At 69.4% G+C, this 18,078-nt stretch carries 11 protein-coding genes; 6 read left to right on the plus strand and 5 right to left on the minus strand.

The genetic code is table 11. The annotated features are described in order from the left end of the window. Together CQ047_RS18860 and CQ047_RS10325 are read left to right on the plus strand one after the other, a co-directional pair. Positions 1-1,751: glycosyl transferase (locus CQ047_RS18860; RefSeq protein ID WP_105674903.1), on the plus strand; the 1,751-nt coding region annotated here is incomplete at its 5' end. Then, the gene (locus CQ047_RS10325) at positions 1,748-2,686 is read left to right on the plus strand and encodes a tetratricopeptide repeat protein (protein ID WP_105674905.1); all 939 of its coding nucleotides are present in this window, start codon (positions 1,748-1,750) and stop codon (positions 2,684-2,686) included. The genes CQ047_RS18860 and CQ047_RS10325, both read left to right, overlap by 4 nt. Before the next feature lie 39 nt (positions 2,687-2,725). On the opposite strand, the gene glgB is transcribed toward CQ047_RS10325, so the two are convergent. From glgB to glgX, 3 genes are all read right to left on the minus strand, one after another. After that, a complete protein-coding gene (gene glgB, locus CQ047_RS10330; protein WP_105674907.1) occupies positions 2,726-4,930 on the minus strand; it encodes a 1,4-alpha-glucan branching protein GlgB in 2,205 nt (734 codons plus the stop codon). Continuing rightward, positions 4,927-6,999 (minus strand): alpha-1,4-glucan--maltose-1-phosphate maltosyltransferase, encoded by a 2,073-nt coding sequence (locus CQ047_RS10335; protein WP_105674909.1) that lies wholly within the window; start codon positions 6,997-6,999, stop codon positions 4,927-4,929. The genes glgB and CQ047_RS10335 overlap by 4 nt, the downstream gene beginning before the upstream one ends. A gap of 65 nt (positions 7,000-7,064) precedes the next feature. Beyond that, positions 7,065-9,137, minus strand: a complete 2,073-nt coding sequence (gene glgX, locus CQ047_RS10340) for a glycogen debranching protein GlgX (RefSeq protein WP_105674911.1) — start codon at positions 9,135-9,137, stop codon at positions 7,065-7,067. A gap of 92 nt (positions 9,138-9,229) precedes the next feature. On the opposite strand from glgX, the gene CQ047_RS10345 reads away from it, so the two are divergent. From CQ047_RS10345 to CQ047_RS10360, 4 genes are read left to right on the plus strand one after another with little or no spacing between them, the layout of a single operon-like run. Further along, complete coding sequence (locus CQ047_RS10345; RefSeq protein ID WP_105674913.1) at positions 9,230-10,390, plus strand: cysteine desulfurase family protein; 1,161 nt, start codon at positions 9,230-9,232, stop codon at positions 10,388-10,390. A 44-nt stretch (positions 10,391-10,434) separates the two neighbouring features. Beyond that, on the plus strand, positions 10,435-11,532 hold the full coding sequence (gene mnmA / locus CQ047_RS10350; RefSeq protein WP_105674915.1) for a tRNA 2-thiouridine(34) synthase MnmA: 1,098 nt from the start codon (positions 10,435-10,437) through the stop codon (positions 11,530-11,532). Positions 11,533-11,570: 38 nt separating this feature from the next. Beyond that, on the plus strand, positions 11,571-13,937 hold the full coding sequence (ligA, locus tag CQ047_RS10355) for an NAD-dependent DNA ligase LigA (protein WP_105674917.1): 2,367 nt from the start codon (positions 11,571-11,573) through the stop codon (positions 13,935-13,937). Then, on the plus strand, positions 13,934-14,395 hold the full coding sequence (locus CQ047_RS10360; protein WP_105674919.1) for a hypothetical protein: 462 nt from the start codon (positions 13,934-13,936) through the stop codon (positions 14,393-14,395). The genes ligA and CQ047_RS10360 overlap by 4 nt, the downstream gene beginning before the upstream one ends. Before the next feature lie 50 nt (positions 14,396-14,445). On the opposite strand, the gene CQ047_RS10365 is transcribed toward CQ047_RS10360, so the two are convergent. Continuing rightward, a complete protein-coding gene (locus CQ047_RS10365) occupies positions 14,446-16,275 on the minus strand; it encodes a DEAD/DEAH box helicase (RefSeq protein WP_181155903.1) in 1,830 nt (609 codons plus the stop codon). Positions 16,276-16,320: 45 nt separating this feature from the next. After that, the gene (locus CQ047_RS10370; RefSeq protein WP_105674923.1) at positions 16,321-18,021 is read right to left on the minus strand and encodes a long-chain-fatty-acid--CoA ligase; all 1,701 of its coding nucleotides are present in this window, start codon (positions 18,019-18,021) and stop codon (positions 16,321-16,323) included. Between the last annotated feature and the right edge of the window lie 57 nt (positions 18,022-18,078).

Raw genomic sequence — 18,078 nt, forward strand, 5'->3', positions numbered from 1 at the left:
ACATCTTCGCCGCGTACGGTCGTACGGCCGACATGAAGGCCTGGCTCGCCGACACCTCGTACAACCACGTCACCGTCGGGAAGAGCGGCGCGTTAAACGTGAAGCTCGTCGAGGCAAAGAAGTCGGATGCTGCGGATCCCGGAACCGGCGACGGCTCGACGCCGGCACCCACCGAGACGCCGGCCGCCGATGACGGATCGACCGATGCGACGACCGGCGGGCACAACCCCGCCGGATCCGACCTCTGGCTCGACTCCTTCACCGACGCCGACACCCTGATCGCCGACAAGATGCAGCTGCCCGACGGGGTCAGCATGCTGATCGCCTACGACGGCACGAAGAACGCACCCGACGACATCAAGGTCTCCTGGCCGCTGGACACCTCCACGCCGCTCGCCGGCCCCCTCGTCGCCGCCGGTGTGCTCGTCCTACTCGTCGGCCTCGTCCTCTACATCCTCGCGATCCGTCACCAGCGCCGCGGACGCGGCCCGCGCCGCAAGGGCCCTGGCCCGCTCCCGGTGACCGAGCCCATCGACGTGGCCGCGCTGCCGGCAGCCGAACGCGCAGTGATCGAATCCTCGGCCACGCCCGCCGCCGCAGACGCCGCTGAGACGCCGGAGGCGCCGACGGAGAACGATCCGGACGCCACGCTGCCGAAGGCCGAGATGCGGAGCGCGCGACCGGCTCGCCGCCGTTGGGCGCTCGCCCTTCCCGCTCTCGCGGTCACGGCCGTCCTGACGACCGGGTGCACGGCCGACTCGTGGCCGCAGCTCGGGGCATCCTCGCCCACCCCCACTCCGACGCCGACCGTCATCGCCCCGGAGAACCAGAAGCCGCCGGCTGTCACGGAGGCGCAGGCGAAGCGGATCCTCGAGAGCATCTCGTCGACCGTGGCGGATGCCGACTCCGCGATGGACATCGAGCTCGCGAAGACCCGTCTCGACGGCGCCGCGCTGGCGACGCGCGCGACGGACTACGCACTGCGCGCCGCGATCCCCGAGACTCCCGTCCCGGCGGTCATCCCCACCGATGACGTCGAGGTCGTGCTCCCCGAGGCGACCGATCGCTGGCCGCGCACTGTGCTCCTGCTGTCGAAGAGCAAGGGCGACGAGACCGTGCCGCCCGTCATCCTCACCATGACGCAGCAGGACCCGTGGTCGAACTACAAGGTCACCAACATCGCGGAGATGTCTGCGGACTCGGTGTTCCCCGAGGTCGTCGCCCCGTGGCTCGGCACCTCGCTCGTCCCGGACGATTCCGCGTTCCTCAGTCTGGCTCCGGGCAAGCTCGCCGCAGCGTTCGCCGACGTGGTCGATGCGAACGAGCAGAGCGCGTCCTACGGCGCATTCGACGAACTGGCGCTCAAGTACGCGACCTCGATCCGCGACAGCCGGCAGGCCGTGGTGGACAACCTCGCCGCCAACAACGCCGCCGAGACCTCGCAGACCGCCTTCGACATCGTCCCGTCGGATTCGCCCCCGGTCTCGATGACGACCCTCGACAGCGGAGCGATCGTCGCGGTCTCCCTGATCGACACGCAGACGGTCACTCCGACGTCGGCGGAGGCCGTGATCCGGTTCGAGAAGAACCCCGAGGCGAAGGCCCTGACCGGAGTCACCGAGTCCGCCAAGGGCGTGGCAACGAAGTACGAGTTCCAGCTGTTCTTCGCCGTTCCGGCGCAGGGGTCGACGGAGCAGATCCGTCTCCTCGCCGTGCGGCAGGACCTTCTCTCCGTCGAGGTGATCAAGTGAGCGAGATCTCGCCCGCAGCCCTTCGCGGCGCCGTCGACCTGTCGACGCTCCGCAACCGCCCCGCTGCCCCCGCGCAGGGAGCCCCCGCGCAGGGAGCACCCGCGCCCGGCGTGACCGACGTCGTCGTCGACGCCACCGACGAGTCCTTCGGCGAGATCCTCGAGATCTCTCGCACCGTCCCCGTCGTCGTTGACCTCTGGGCGGAGTGGTGCGGTCCCTGCAAGCAGCTCAGCCCGATCATCGAGAAGGTGACCCGCGAGCTGAACGGCCGCGTGCTGCTCGCCAAGGTCGATGTCGACGCGAACCCCCAGCTTGCGCAGGGGTTCCGCGCGCAGTCGATCCCCATGGTCGTGGCGGTCATCGCCGGTCAGCCCGTGCCGATGTTCACCGGTGCGGTGCCGGAGCAGCAGGTGCGGGACGTGTTCGCCCAGCTGCTGCAGCTCGCCGCACAGAACGGCGTCACCGGCACGCTCACGGTGGGAGAGGGCGCGGAGCCCGCTGCCGAGCCCGAAGAGCCGCCGCTGCCCCCGCTGCATGCCGAGGCCTACGCCGCGATCGAGGCGGGCGACTACGCCGCCGCCATCGTGGCCTACGAGAAGGCGCTCGCGGAGAACCCTCGCGATGAGGAGGCGATCGCCGGCCTCGGCCAGGTGCGTCTTCTCGATCGCGTGCAGTCTCTCGACCTCCAGGCTGCTCGTGCGGCCGCGGCCGCAGGTCCGCTCGACGTGCAGGCGCAGTTCGATGTCGCCGATCTCGATCTCGCAGGCGGACACATCGACGACGCGTTCGGGCGACTGCTCGATCTCTTCGAGAAGCTGCCGTCCGACGAGCGCACCGCCGTGAGGGAGCGCCTCGTCGAGCTCTTCGGTCTCATCGGGGCCGCTGATCCCCGCGTCGGCGCTGCACGCAACCGGCTGACCTCGCTGCTGTTCTGATCGATGCGCCGTGGGCCCGTCACGGGCCCACGGCAGCGATCAGCCGTGGTTGATGGTCGGCACGTGCGGCTCGCCCTGATAGCGCAGCCAGATCGTCGACAGCGCGGGAAGGGTGATCGTCGCCGTCGGCGCCTCCGCCCCGTCGGGTCTTGCGACCACGACGCCGAGGTTCCCCGAACCACGGCCGCCGTACTCCGCCGCATCCGTGTTGAGGATCTCGTTCCAGACGCCCTCCCGCGGAAGGCTCAGCCGGTATCCGGTGCGCTCGACGCCGGCGAAGTTGCTCACCACGACCAGGCGTCCGCCGTGTCCGTCGCGTCGCTCGAAGGCGATCACCGTCGGGTCCCAGCTCGGCGCGCCGAGGCGTGAGAAGGACGATCCGTCGTTGTCGCGCTCCCAGAGCGGAGCCTGTGCGCGATAGGTGCGGTTCATCGTGCCGACGAAATCCTGCAGCTGCGCGTGCGACGGCTGCTCGAGCAGCCACCAGTCGAGTTCACGCGACTCGGACCACTCGGCCAGCTGACCGAACTCCTGCCCCATGAAGAGCAGCTTCTTTCCGGGATGCCCCCACATGTAGGCGAGGTAGGCGCGCATGTTCGCGAGCTTGTGCCAGTGGTCGCCGGGCATCTTTGCCAGCAGGCTGCCCTTGCCGTGGACGACCTCGTCGTGGCTGATGGGCAGCAGATAGTTCTCCCCGAAGGCGTAGACGAAGGAGAACGTCATCTCGCCCTCGTGGTGGGCGCGGTACATGGGATCGCGCTCGATGTACTGGAGCGAATCGTTCATCCAGCCCATGTTCCACTTGAATCCGAACCCGAGGCCGGCGTGGTCGGTGGGCGCGGTCACGCCGGGGAAGGCCGTCGACTCCTCGGCGATCATCAGGATGCCGGGGTGCAGACGGTACGCGGTCGCGTTGACCTCCTGGAGGAAGCGGATGGCCTCGAGGTTCTCCCGCCCGCCGTGGACGTTCGGTTCCCACTCGCCGTCCTTGCGCGAGTAGTCGAGGTACAGCATCGAGGCCACGGCATCCACCCGCAGTCCGTCGACGTGGAACTCGCTCAGCCAGAACAGGGCGTTCGCCACGAGGAAACCGCGGACCTCCGGGCGACCGTAGTCGAAGATCAGGGTGCCCCAGTCCTGGTGCTCGCCACGACGAGGGTCCGGATGCTCGTAGAGCGCCTGGCCGTCGAACTTCGCGAGAGCGAAGGCGTCCTTCGGGAAGTGCCCGGGCACCCAGTCCATGATCACGCCGATGCCGGCCTGGTGGAGGCGGTCGATCAGATACCGCAGGTCGTCCGGCGACCCGAAACGGCTGGTCGCCGCGTAGTAGCCGGAGACCTGATAGCCCCAGGAGCCGCCGAACGGATGCTCGGCGAGCGGCATGAACTCGACGTGCGTGAAGCCGGCGTTCGTGACGTGCTCGATGAGGGGCTCCGCCGCGTCCCGGTAGCCGAGGCCGCCGCGCCACGACCCGAGGTGCACCTCGTACACGGAGAGCGGCTGCGCCACAGCGTGCGTGGCGGCTCTGCGCGTCATCCAGGCGCCGTCGGACCAGGTGTGCGAGGACTCCGTGACGACAGACGCCGTCTCCGGGGGCACCTGTGCGGCCTGGGCCATCGGGTCCGCCTTGAGGATCCAGTCGCCCGACCGCGTGCGGATCTCGTACTTGTACCTGGCGCCGAGATCGAGGTCGGGGATGAAGAGTTCCCAGACGCCGCTGACGCCCATCGAGCGCATCGCATGCGCCTCGCCGTTCCAGCCGTTGTGGTCGCCGACCACCCGCACGGCGGTGGCGTTGGGGGCCCACACCGCGAACGCGACGCCGGTGTCGCCGTCGAGGGTGCGGGGATGCGCGCCGAGCACCTTCCAGAGCCGCTCGTGACGTCCTTCGGCGATGAGGTGCAGGTCGATGTCGCCGAGTGTGGGAACGTGGCGGTAGGGGTCGCCCACGATGGTCTCCGGATCGTCGTTGTACGCGGTCGCGACGCGATAGGCCACCGGAGCGCCGTCGTGCTGGCCCTCCCAGATCCCGTGGGCGATGTGGGTGAGGTCGAGGCGGGTGCCGTCGGAGAAGACGGCCGCGACCGATGAGGCGAGCGGTCGACGGACGCGGATGAGCGTCATCGTGCGATCCGCCGCATCCTTGAACGGATGAGCGCCGAGCACGGAGTGCGGATCGTGATGAGACGCTCCAGCGACGGTGGCCCAGTCTGCGGATGCCGTCACGTCTTCGACGTAGCTCATGCTCGTTCCCTCACCTTCAGGATGTGCACCGGCTCGCTGAACGAGTCGAGGCGCACGTAGTTGTGGTCTGCCCAGGTCCAGACAGCCCCCGTGACGAGGTCTTCGACCTCGAAGCTCTCACCGAGCGGCACGCCCCACACGGTCGTGTCGAGGTGCACCGTGGTCTCTCGTACCGAGTGCGGGTCGACGTTGGCGACGACGATGATCGTGTCGGACGCCCCCGTGCCGGTGAACTCGGCGTCGAGATGCTTGCTGTAGACGAGCACGGCGTCATCGTCGCTCCAGTGGACCGACAGGTTGCGGAGCTGACGGAGTGCAGGGTGCTCTCGACGGATGCCGTTGAGGCGGCGGAGGAGCGGAGCCAGGGAGTCCCCGGCGGCCTCGGCTCCCTCCCAGTCCCGCAGCTTGAACTCGTACTTCTCGTTGTCGATGTTCTCTTCCGACCCGGGGCGGGCCACGTTCTCGAACAGCTCGTAGCCCGCGTACACGCCGTAGACGGGGGCGGCGGTCGCCGCGATGCACGCGCGGATCCGGTACGCGGCGCGTCCGCCGAACTGCAGGTACTCGGTGAGGATGTCGTGCGTGTTCACGAACAGGTTCGGACGCATGTAGTCGCTCGTCTCGTGGGAGACGGAGGTCAGGAACTCCTCGAGCTCCGCCTTGGTGTTGCGCCAGGTGAAGTAGCTGTAGCTCTGCTGGAATCCGACAGCGGCGAGTGCCCGCATCACCGCAGGGCGGGTGAACGCCTCGGCGAGGAAGATCACGTCGGGGTCTGCCGCGTTCACGGTGGAGATCAGCCACTCCCAGAACTGCAGAGGCTTGGTGTGGGGGTTGTCGACGCGGAAGATCTTCACGCCCTGCGAGACCCAGTGCTGCACGACGCGCAGCATCTCCTGGTAGATGCCCTCAGGATCGTTGTCGAAGTTCAGGGGATAGATGTCCTGGTACTTCTTCGGAGGGTTCTCCGCGTACGCGATCGTGCCGTCGGGGAGGGTCGTGAACCACTCGGGGTGCTCGACCACCCACGGGTGGTCGGGGGATGCCTGGAGCGCCAGGTCGAGGGCGACCTCGAGCCCTTCGGCCTGCGCCGCCCGGACGAACGCTCGGAAGTCGGCGGGCTTGCCGAGGTCGGGGTGGATCGCATTGTGACCGCCCTCTGCCGCTCCGATGGCATAGGGGGAGCCAGGGTCTCCCGGCTCGGTGGTGAGGGTGTTGTTGCGGCCCTTGCGGTTGGTGGTGCCGATCGGGTGGATCGGCACCAGGTAGATCACGTCGAACCCCATGGCGGCGACCGCGGGGAGCCGCTTGGCGGCCGTGCGGAACGTGCCGCTCTTGATGGTGCCGTCCTTCAGGCGCTTCGCACCCTCCGACCGCGGGAAGAACTCGTACCAGGCGCCGACGCCCGCGGCCGTGCGCTCCACGAGGAGCGTCTGCGGGGCGGTCGCGGAGCGAAGGGTGGTCAGCGGGCGATCGTGGAAGATCTGCGCCAGCTCGGCATCCGTCGACGCGGCGAGAGCGAGGTCGGCATCCCCGTCGGCGAGGGATGCGGCGACGGCGGCGAGGTGCTTGCGCTGCGGAGCGGGGCGGTCCTTCTCCGCCGCGGCGCGGAGGAGGAGGTCCGCGCCGAGCGCGGCCATCACCGGCACGTCGACGCCGGCCGCGATCTTCAGCTCCGCGGCGTGCGCCCAGGTCGCGAAGTCGTCGGAGAAGGCCTCGAACACGAAGGTCCATGCCCCCTGGACGTCGACGGCGAGCTCGGCGGCCCAGGCGTCGGTGCCGTCCTTCCGAGGGCGGAGACGGTGGAGTGACTCCTCGCCCTCGGGGGAGACCAGCCGCAGCTGGACGCCGATGATGTCGTGCCCCTCTCGGAACGCGACGACGCTGAACGGCACCACTTCTCCGACGAAGGCCTTGGGGGCGAACCCGCCGGGCACCCGGGGGGCGCCGTTCAGCAGCGGGATGCGCGTCGTGCGCAGATCCTCGCCGTCCGAATGGGCGCCGAGGGGGCGCAGGGGGATCTGAGAGGGGCTTCGAAGAGCCGTGGTCCGGGTACTCGCGCGTGCTGCCACACCCTGAATGTACCGCTACCCGAGCAACGCGGGTAGCGAGGTGACAGGGCGGGTCGCGCTACGATTCACTCGACCCGGAAGAGGCGCATAGACGTGCCCGGAATGGGCAGCACGTCGCCGGGTGCGAACACCTCCGCGGCATCCGACGGACGCTCATCGGCGCTCGACCAGAGCTCGACGAAGCGCGTCGCTCCCTCGATCTCTTCGGGCAGCCGCACGTCGATCGGCGCCTCGGTGCCGTGCACGATCAGGAGGATCCTGTTGGCGGCCTCTGTGTCGGGGGTCGAGGCGGCGACGTACTGGATCGTCCGGTTCCCCGGGTCCGTCCACTGCTCGCTCTCCATCGTCTCGCCGTTCTGGTCGAACCAGTCCATGACGCTCGCGTTGGGGATGTGCTCGCCGAGCCGCGCGTACTTGCTCGGGCGCAAGGCGGGGTTCTCGGAGCGGAGCGAGATGAGACGAGCCACGTGCGCGCGGAGGTCCTCCTGCCACGGCTCCTCATCCCAGCCGAGCCACGTCATCGCCGAGTCCTGCGCGTAGGCGTTGTTGTTGCCGCGCTGCGTGCGTCCCACCTCGTCGCCGGCGGTGAGCATGGGGATGCCGGCCGAGAGCAGCAGAGTGCCCAGCAGGTTGCGCATCGCCTTGCGCCGTGCGGCGAGGATGGCCGGGTCGTCTGTGGGGCCCTCGATGCCGTGGTTGAACGAGCGGTTCATGTCGGCGCCGTCGCGGTTCTGCTCGCCGTTGGCCTCGTTGTGCTTCACGTCGTAGGAGACGAGATCGTGCAGGGTGAAGCCGTCGTGCGCGGTGACGAAGTTGATGCTGGCCAGGGGGCCGCGCTCATCGGCGAAGGTGTTGGACGATCCGGCGAGCCTGGTCGCGAACCCGCCGATGCCGACGGGGGCCGACGCGCGTCGTGCGTAGTCGATGTCGCTGAGCCAGAAGTTGCGGACGCGATCGCGGTAGCGGTCGTTCCACTCGTGCCAGCCCGCCGGGAAGTTCCCGGTCTGCCAGCCGCCGAGGCCCACGTCCCAGGGCTCGGCGATGAGCTTCGTGTCCTTGAGGACCGGGTCGTTCGAGATCGCGGTGAGCAGCGGGTGCTCGGGGGTGTAGGTGTGCGCGGCGTCCCGGGCGATCGCGGTCGCGAGATCGAAGCGGAACCCGTCGATCTGCATCTCCTCGGCCCAGTAGCGCAGCGAATCGAGGACGAGTCGGGCGCCGGCATCCGTCGATGTGTTGACGGTGTTGCCGCATCCGGTCGTGTCGATGTACGCGCCGTTCGCGTCCTGTCGGTAGTAGCTGGCGTTGTCGATGCCGCGCATGCTCCACCGGGGACCGCCGAGACCTTCCTCGGCGGTGTGGTTGTAGACGACGTCGAGGATGACCTCGAGACCTGCCTCGTGGAGGAGCCGGACCATGCCCTTGAACTCGGCGAGGACGGCTTCGGGGCCGCCCTTGCGGGACTCCTCCGTCGCGTAGGCGGTGTGCGGAGTGAAGAAGTTCAGGGTGTTGTAGCCCCAGTAGTTCGTCAGTCCGCGTTCGAGCAGCCGAGGCTCCGGCACGAACGCGTGCACGGGCAGCAGCTCGATGGACGTGATGCCCAGAGAGCGGAAGTACTCGATCATCGCGGGGTGGGCGAGGCCCGCGTAGGTGCCGTGGAGCGCCGGAGGCACATCGGGCTGGCGCTTGGTGAGCCCCTTCAGGTGTCCTTCGTAGATCACGGTGCGGTCGAGCGGCACTCGGGGCTTCTGCGACTGGCCCCAGTCGAAGCCGTCGACGATGACGACGGAGCGCCATTCCTCGTAGCCGTCGCCCTGGGCGAGTCCGCGGGCGTAGGGGTCGAGGAGAAGGGTCTCCGGGTTGAACGTGTTGCCCGGGCCGTGCGGTCCACCGACGCGCAGGGCGTAGCGGACTCCGGGCTGGAGGAGCGGGGTCGTGACCTCCCAGACGCCTCCCGGGAGACGCTCGAGGTCGGCCTGGTCGGTCACCCAGTCCAGGTCGGTGGCGTCGAAGACGACGAGCTCGACGGAGGAGGCGTTCTGAGACCAGACGCGCAGGGTGCCGACGCCGTCGTGCAGACGGACGCCGAGGTTGTCGAGTGCTGGACCGCCGGGCACGGTGAAGTCTCGGTTCGCGGGCATAGGTACACATTAGGGGGCGGGGCTCGGGTCTCACGACAGGGCGTACTCAGTTCCGTGTGCCAAGGTGCTGGAAATAGGGGAGAGTTGTAGGGATGCGCCACTACCTCGACCATGCAGCGACCACGCCCCTCCGTGCGGAGGCGCGCGAGGCCTGGTTGGCGGCGACCGACGTGGTGGGAAACGCGTCGTCCACGCACGGAGCGGGGCAGGACGCCCGCCGTCTGCTCGAGGAATCGCGCGAGCGTGCGGCCGCAGTGCTCGGATGCGAGCCCATCGAGGTCGTGTTCACCTCGGGCGGGACGGAGTCGATCAACCTCGCCCTGCAGGGCCTGTGGAGCGCGAGGGCGGAGGGCGCCGACGCGATCGTCATACCGGATGCCGAGCACCACGCGACGATGGACACCGTCGCCTCGTTGGTCGCCGGGGGCGCCGTGCTGCGTCCTGTCGCGGTCACCGCGGAGGCGCGCATCCCTGTCTTCGGCTTCGCCCAGGCTCTGCCCGGTGCTGCGCTCGCGACCGCGCTGGTCGCGAACAACGAGGTCGGAACCGTCAACGACGCGCGTGCACTGAGCGCGGCCGCTGCAGATGCCGGAGTGCCGCTGCACCTCGACGCCGTGTCCGCCCTCGGTCATCTCCCGCTCTCGTTCCGTGCTCTCCGCGGCGATGCGTCAGGCGGGAGCGGTCTCGTCGCCCTGAGCGTCGCCGGGCACAAGATCGGGGCCCCCGTCGGAGTAGGGGCGCTCGTCGTCGCCCGCACGGCGCGGATCGCCGCTCTCCTGCACGGCGGAGCGCAGCAGCGCGGTCTTCGGGCGGGTACGCAGGACGTGCCGGGCGCCGCCGCGTTCGCTGCCGCCCTCGAACTGGCTTCCACCGAGCTCGACGCGGAGGCGGAGCGGCTGATCCTGCTCCGCGACCGGCTGGTCGACGGCATCCGTTCGCTCGTCCCCGCGGCGGTGCTGCTGGGCGACCCGGTGGACCGCCTGCCGGGCAACGCGCACCTGCTGTTCCCCGGAGCCGTCGGTGAGAGCCTGCTGTTCCTTCTGGACATGGCAGGGGTCGCAGCATCCACGGGGTCGGCCTGCCAGGCGGGCGTCGCCGAACCGTCGCACGTCGTCATGGCGATGGGGCGCAGCGAGCAGGACGCGCGCAGCGTGTTGAGGTTCTCGCTCGGGCGCACCTCGACCGACGCCGACGTCGACGCGGTGCTCTCCGTCATCGCGGATGCGTACGCGAGGGCGTCCGCGGCGCGTTGAACGCACTCGGAGCCCGTCCAGCCGTGCCCTCGTAGACTGGACGGATGCGAATTCTTGCGGCGATGAGCGGGGGAGTGGACTCCGCGGTCGCTGCGGCGCGCGCTGTCGACGCCGGGCACGAGGTCGTCGGCGTCCACCTGGCGCTGTCTCGCGCCGGCGGCACGCTGCGCACAGGCAGTCGCGGCTGCTGCACGATCGAGGACGCCCTCGACGCTCGCAGAGCAGCGGACCTGCTCGGAATCCCGTTCTACGTGTGGGACTTCTCGGAGCGCTTCCGCGACGACGTGATCGACGACTTCATCGCCGAGTACCAGGCTGGTCGCACGCCCAACCCGTGCATGCGCTGCAACGAGAAGATCAAGTTCGCCGCTCTTCTCGAAAGAGCGCTGGAGCTGGGCTTCGACGCGGTCTGCACCGGGCACTACGCCAACCTCGTCCCCACCGACTCGGGGCTCGAGCTGCATCGTGCCGCCGATGACGCGAAGGATCAGTCCTACGTGCTCGGCGTGCTCACCGCAGAGCAGCTCGCCCACACGTACTTCCCGCTCGGAGAGACGCCGTCGAAGGCGCTCGTCCGCGCGGAGGCGGAGGAGCGGGGCCTGAGCGTGGCGCAGAAGCCCGACAGCCACGACATCTGCTTCATCCCCGATGGGGACACGCGCGGCTGGCTCGCCGAGAAGGTCGGCACGGCCACCGGTGACATCGTCGATCGCGCGGGAGCCGTCGTCGGCTCGCACGAGGGAGCGCACGCGTACACGGTCGGCCAGCGTCGGGGGCTCAAGCTCGGGGTGCCGGCGGCCGACGGCAAGCCACGGTTCGTCCTGGAGGTGCGGCCCGTCTCGAACACCGTGGTCGTCGGCCCCAAGGAGGCTCTCGCGACGGCGGAGATCTCGGGTCGGCGCTTCAGCTGGGCCGGTGCGGGGCCCGATGAGCGATCCTTCGCCTGCGAGGTGCAGATCCGCGCCCACGCCGAGCCGGTGCCCGCGCAGGCCTTCGTGGAGCCGGACGGACTGCGGGTGGTGCCCGAGGTACCGCTCGACGGCGTTGCGCCGGGGCAGACGGCCGTGCTGTACGTCGGAACCAGGGTCCTCGGGCAGTTCACGATCGACCGCACCGTGTCGGCGGTGCCCGCCGGGGTCTAGAGCCGTGCGATGTCGGCCCCCGATCGTAGACTGACGGGGTGCCGGAGAACATCTCGCTGGAAGACGCCCGTACCGAGGCCGAACAGCTGACCACGCTCATACTCGAGGCGAAAGACGCGTACTACGGACGCGACACCTCGGTGGTCGACGACTTCACCTACGACGGCTGGATGCACCGCCTCGAAGAGCTGGAGCGGCTGCATCCGGAGCTGCAGGGGCAGGACTCGCCCACGCAGATGGTCGGCGCCGCCGAGTCGACGGGACTCGACACGATCGAGCACGCCGAACGGATGCTGAGCCTCGACAACGTCTTCTCCATCGAGGAGCTCCGCGAATGGGCCGCGAAGACGCGGGCCGCCGCGGGGCGCGATGTGAACTGGCTCACGGAGCTCAAGATCGACGGACTCGCGATCAACCTGCGATACGAGGACGGCGTGCTCACGTCCGCGGCGACACGCGGAGACGGCCGTGTCGGCGAGATCGTCACCGAGAACGCCCTGCGCCTGCCTGAGATCCCCGAACGGCTGAGCGGCACGGGGCATCCGTCGATCGTGGAGGTACGCGGCGAGGTGTTCATCCCCGTGGCCGCCTTCGAGCGCCTCAACGCCGCGCAGGCATCCTTCCGCGAGCGCGCCTACGCCGATGCCCTCGCGCGCTGGGAGTCCCGCAGCGGAGCGAAGAAGCCCTTCGACGAGGAGAAGGCGAGCGCGGCCGCCGCCCGTCGTTTCCCGGCGTTCGCCAATCCCCGCAACGCCGCGAGCGGAGGCCTCCGCCAGCAGATCGACAAGAAGGACGGGCTCGAACTCGAGGCCGGCCTGCTGCGGATCGAGTCGCTCGCGATGTACGTGCACGGCATCGGCGCGTGGGAGAACCCTCCGGTCTCCGCGCAGAGCGAGGTCTACGAACTGCTCGCGGGCTGGGGCCTGCCGACGAGCCCTCATGCGAAGGTCTGCACGAGCATCGACGAGGTCATCGGGTTCGTCGAGCACTTCGGCGAGCACCGTCATGACATCGAGCACGAGCTCGACGGCATCGTCGTGAAGGTCGATGAACTCGCGCTGCACGACGAGCTCGGCATGACCAGTCGCGCCCCGCGCTGGGCGATCGCCTACAAGTACCCGCCGGAGGAGGTCCAGACGACGCTCCTCGACATCGTGGTGTCCGTCGGACGCACCGGCAGGGCGACGCCGTTCGCCGTGATGGCCCCTGCGCACGTCGCCGGTTCCGTGGTGCGCCAGGCGACCCTCCACAATAAGGACGTCGTGAAGGCCAAGGGCGTGCTGATCGGCGACACGGTCGTCCTGCGCAAGGCGGGTGACGTGATCCCCGAGGTGCTCGGACCCGTGGTGGAGAAGCGCGACGGCACCGAACGGGAGTTCGTCATGCCGGCGGACTGCCCGGAGTGCGGAACCCCGCTTCGTCCGATGAAGGAGGGCGACATCGACCTCCGCTGCCCGAACGCGCGCTCCTGTCCTGCACAGGTCCGCGGTCGCGTCGAGCACATCGGCTCTCGCGGCGCGCTCGACGTCGAGGTGCTCGGCGAGGTCACCGCCGCCGCCCTCACGCAGGCGGAGCCGCCGGCGGTCGCGCCTCTCGACACGGAGGCGGGGCTGTTCTCCCTCGCGCTCGGCGATCTGGTGCCGATCTCCGTGGTCGTGCGCGACTCCGAGACGGGCGAGCCCAAGGTCGACGAGGAGACCGGTGAGCTCGTGCGTCGGGCGCCGTTCCAGAAGCTCGGCCCTGCGCAGTACCCGCCGGGCACGGAGGCGATGGATGCCGCGGAGCGCCGCCGCCTCGGAGTCAGGAAGGACTATCGCGAGGTGCTGCCGTCAGAGGCCGCCACGAAGCTCCTCGCCGAGCTCGAGAAGGCGAAGACGAAGGAGCTCTGGCGCCTCCTCGTGTCGCTCAACATCCGCCACGTCGGACCGGTCGCGGCACGCGCCCTGGCGCAGTGGTTCGGGTCCCTCGATGCGATCCGTGCGGCATCGCGTGAAGATCTGGCGGCTGTCGAGGGCGTGGGGGGCATCATCGCCGACTCCCTCCTCGCCTGGTTCGAGGTCGATTGGCATCAGGACATCGTCCGGAGCTGGGCGGACGCGGGCGTGCAGTGGTCGACTCCGGGGCATCCGGGTCCTGGAGCCGCAGTCGTCGAAGGAGGCGTGCTCGACGGTCTCACGGTCGTCGCCACCGGCTCTCTCGACGGGTACACGCGTGACGGCGCGCAGGAGGCGATCCTCAAGGCGGGAGGCAAGGCCGCCTCGAGCGTCTCGAAGAAGACCGACTTCGTCGCCGCAGGCCCCGGCGCCGGATCCAAGCTCGCGAAGGCGGAGGAGCTCGGCATCCGCATCCTGGACGCGGCGCAGTTCCACCTGCTGGTGACCGAGGGCCCGTCGGCACTCGAGTGAAGCGCTACGGTCCACTGATCGCTGTCACCGATGCTCTCGCCGTCGGAGACCCGGGTCGTCATCATCTGCGGCTGACGCCCGATGCGGTGCTTCTCCGCGAGGGGATGGAGAACCGCGGCATCCTCACCTGGGATGCGGTGGAGCGCATAGAGATTGCCGTTCCGACGACGAGGTTCCGACTGCCAGGACTCGCGAGCACGCTCCTGCTCGGCGCTCTCGCAGCACTGATGCTGTCGGATCCCGGTGTGGATCCCGACGACGGCCAGGTCGAGGTGATCGTCGACGGCGAAGCGATCGAGATGCCCCTCAGCCGCCACCATGTCGGCGGCTACTGGAGCCCGACCGTCGTCGGGGCGCACCGACTGCTGCAGCATCTCATCGACAACCCGCAGCAGCGACGGCTGCTCGCCCACCCCGAGGCGCTCATCGATCTCGCCGCCCGGCTCGCACGAGGCTGATGCAGCGCGACCGGGCGCTCAGGACTCCCTGAGCGCCCTGTCGGCGCCGATCAGGCCTTGTGGCGCGGCTTGCGGAAAGGCTTGTCCTCGCGGGCTGGGCGATCGTCACGGAACGAGCGCTCTCCGCGGTCCTGTCGCGGACCGCGGTCGCCGTAGGACGGGCGGTCGCCGTCTCGGCGTGCACCGCCGCGCGGACCGCGGTCGGGCTTGATCTCGATGAGACGGCCGGAGATGCGCGTGTCGCGGAGCTTCTCCAGCACGGAGGCGTCCATGTTCGCCGGAAGCTCGACGATCGAGAAGTCGGGACGGATGTTGATGACACCGAAGTCGTCGCGGCCGAGACCGCCCTCGTTGGCCAGCGCGCCCACGATCTGGCGCGGCTCGACGCGGTGACGGCGGCCCACCTCGATGCGGTAGGCAGCGTAGTCGCCGCGTCCTCGACGCTCTGTGCGGGGCTCGCGCGCGTCACGCGCTCCGCGCTCGCGGGGAGGACGGTTGTCGGCCTCGACGGCCTTGGAGAGCGGGTCGTTCGACGGGTCGAGCAGCAGCGGCGTCTCGCCCTGTGCGACGATCGCGAGAGCGGCGGCGACATCGGACTCCGGCACGTCGTTGTTGCGCACGTAATGGGCGATGATGTCGCGGAACTTCTCGATGCGTGCCGTCTCACTCAGCGCCGCGGTGATCGCGTCGTCGAAGCGTGCGAGACGCGTGGTGTTCACGTCATCGGTGCTCGGCAGCTGCATCTGCGTCGGCTCCTGGCGCGTCGCGCGCTCGATCGACTTGAGTAGGTAGCGCTCACGAGGCGTGATGAAGCTGATCGCGTCGCCCTTGCGCCCGGCGCGTCCGGTGCGGCCGATGCGGTGCACGTACGACTCGGTGTCGGTGGGGATGTCGAAGTTGACGACGTGGCTGATGCGCTCGACGTCGAGACCGCGCGCCGCGACGTCGGTCGCGACGAGGATGTCGAGCTTGCCGTCCTTGAGCTGGTTGACGCTGCGCTCGCGCTGCACCTGCGCCACGTCGCCGTTGATGGCGGCGGCGGAGTAGCCGCGGGCGCGGAGCTTCTCGGCGAGGGTCTCGGTCTCGTTCTTCGTGCGGACGAAGACGATCATTCCGTCGAAGTTCTCGACCTCGAGGATGCGGGTGAGTGCATCGACCTTCTGCGCGTACGAGACCACGAGGTAGCGCTGGGTGATGTTCGTGCCCGTCGCGGTCTTCGACTTGATGCTGATCTCTTCGGGGTCGCGCAGGTACTGCTGCGCGAGCCGGCGGATCTGCGGAGGCATCGTCGCGGAGAACAGGGCGACCTGCTTCTCCTCGGGCGTCTGCGCGAGGATCTGCTCGACGTCCTCGGCGAAGCCCATCTTGAGCATCTCGTCGGCCTCGTCGAGCACGAGGTACTGCAGCTCCGACAGGTCGAGCGTGCCCTTGGCGAGATGGTCCATGATGCGACCGGGGGTGCCGACGACCACGTGCACGCCGCGACGCAGCGCAGACAGCTGGACGCCGTAGCCCTGACCGCCGTAGACGGGCAGCACGTGCACGCCCTTCATCTTCGACGCGTAGGACTCGAACGCCTCGCACACCTGGAGCGCGAGCTCGCGGGTGGGAGCGAGCACGAGCGCCTGCGGGGTCTTCTGCGAGATGTCGAGGCGCTCCAGCACGGGCAGGGCGAACGCGGCGGTCTTGCCGGTTCCGGTCTGCGCCATGCCGACGACGTCGCGGCCGGCCAGCAGGGTGGGGATCGTCGCCGCCTGGATGGGCGAGGGGGTCTCGTAGCCGAGGTCCTTGATGGCTTTGAGGACGGGCCCGGTGATGCCGAGCTCCTCGAATCCGGGGGTCGAGGGGGCGTCGGTGGGCACAGCGTCTTCTTCAGTCACTGACCAAGGGTAGCGTCTCCGACCCCATCGCGCCTGGGCGCGCGGTCAGGAACCGCTGGTCAGCGCCAGCAGCTTCTCCTTGACCTGGCGGCGGAGGACCTTGCCGATCAGTGATTTCGGCAGCTCGTCGACGACGAAGATGCGGCGCGGCACCTTGTACGGGGTCAGGATGCCGCGGGCGAACTCGCGGATGGCCTCGACATCCACGTCCTTCGCTCCGTCGACGACGATCGCGGCGACAACCTCCTCGCCGGAGTGATCGCTCGGAAGGCCGACGACGGCGGCATCCGACACATCGGGATGCTGGCGCAGGGCGTTCTCGACCTCGGTCGGCGCGACGTTGAAGCCGCCGGTGATGATGAGCTCCTTGATGCGGTCGACGATGCGGATGAAGCCGGCGTCGTCCACGGTGACGATGTCGCCGGTGCGGAACCAGCCGTCGACGAACACGGCCTCGGTCTCCTCCGGCTTGCCGTAGTAGCCGGAGAACACCTGCGGTCCGCGCACGATCAGCTCGCCGGGCGAGCCCTCAGGCACGTCCTGCGTCGGGTTCTCGGGATCGACGACGCGGCACTCCGTGCCGGGGAGCGGCAGTCCGACGGTTCCGGGGACCCGGTTCTCGGCGACCGGGTTCGCCATCAGCACGGGGGAGCACTCGCTCAGTCCGTAGCCCTCCACCAGATACCCGCGCGTCGCCTTCTCGAAAGGAACGACGAGCTCGTGCGGCAGCGCCATCGCGCCGGAGATCGCGACCTCGATGCCCTCCAGGGAGACGCCCTGAGCGTTCGCGGCAGAGAGCAGCCGGTCCGCGATCGGCGGGACGAGCGGGAGGAACGTCGCCGGATGCTTCTTCATGACGTCCAGCACGAGGTCGGGATCGAACTTCGGGAACAGCACGAGGCGCGCGCCCATCGACATCGCGAAGGTGAGGCACAGGGTCAGACCGTAGGCGTGGAACATCGGGAGCACGGCGTAGACGACGCAGCCCTTGCCGCGCTGGATCGACGGCACCCAGGCCTGGGCCTGCGCCGCGTTCGACAGCAGGTTCCGGTGCGTGAGTGCAGCCCCCTTCGGGGTGCCCGTGGTGCCGGACGTGTACTGGATGATCGCGAGGTCGTCGGTCTGCGGCCTGGCGTGCGACGCCGGGATCGGGGATGAGCCGACCAGTGTGTCCCACGTGATCGTGCCGCGCACGCTCTCCGTGAGGGCCGCGCGGGACTCGCGCGCCTTCGCGACGGGCAGACGCAGGGCGACGCGCGTGAGGAACGGCATGGCCCGCGTGACGTCGACGGAGATCAGGTTGGCTACGGCCAGATCGGCCGGGAACTCCTGCACGGTCGAGACGACCTTGTTCCAGACGATGGCGTGCTTCGCGCCGTGGTCCTCGAACTGCTTGCGCAGCTCCCGCGGCGTGTACAGCGGGTTGTGCTCGACGACCACCGCGCCCAGCCGGAGCACGGCGTAGAACGCCACGATGTGCTGGGGGCAGTTGGGAAGCACGATCGCCACGGGGTCGCCGGCCTTGACGCCGAGGTCGCGCAGCCCCGCGGCGGCGCGGTCGATCGCATCCTGCAGCTGCGCGTAGCTCGTCTCCCTGCCGAAGAACTGCAGCGCCGGGGCATCCGGGTAGTCCCTGGCGGATGCCGCGACGATGTCGATCAGCGAACCCTCGACGGGAGCGAGGTCTTCAGGGACGCCGGCTGCGTAGCTGGCGACCCACGGGCGAGGAGGCTGGAACGTGCTCACGTGCTCAGCATATGCCGGGGCCGCAGACAGGCGCGGGAGCGGCGAGTGCGCTGACTA

Source organism: Microbacterium sp. MYb72 (assembly GCF_002979415.1).
GTDB classification, from domain to species: domain Bacteria; phylum Actinomycetota; class Actinomycetes; order Actinomycetales; family Microbacteriaceae; genus Microbacterium; species Microbacterium natoriense.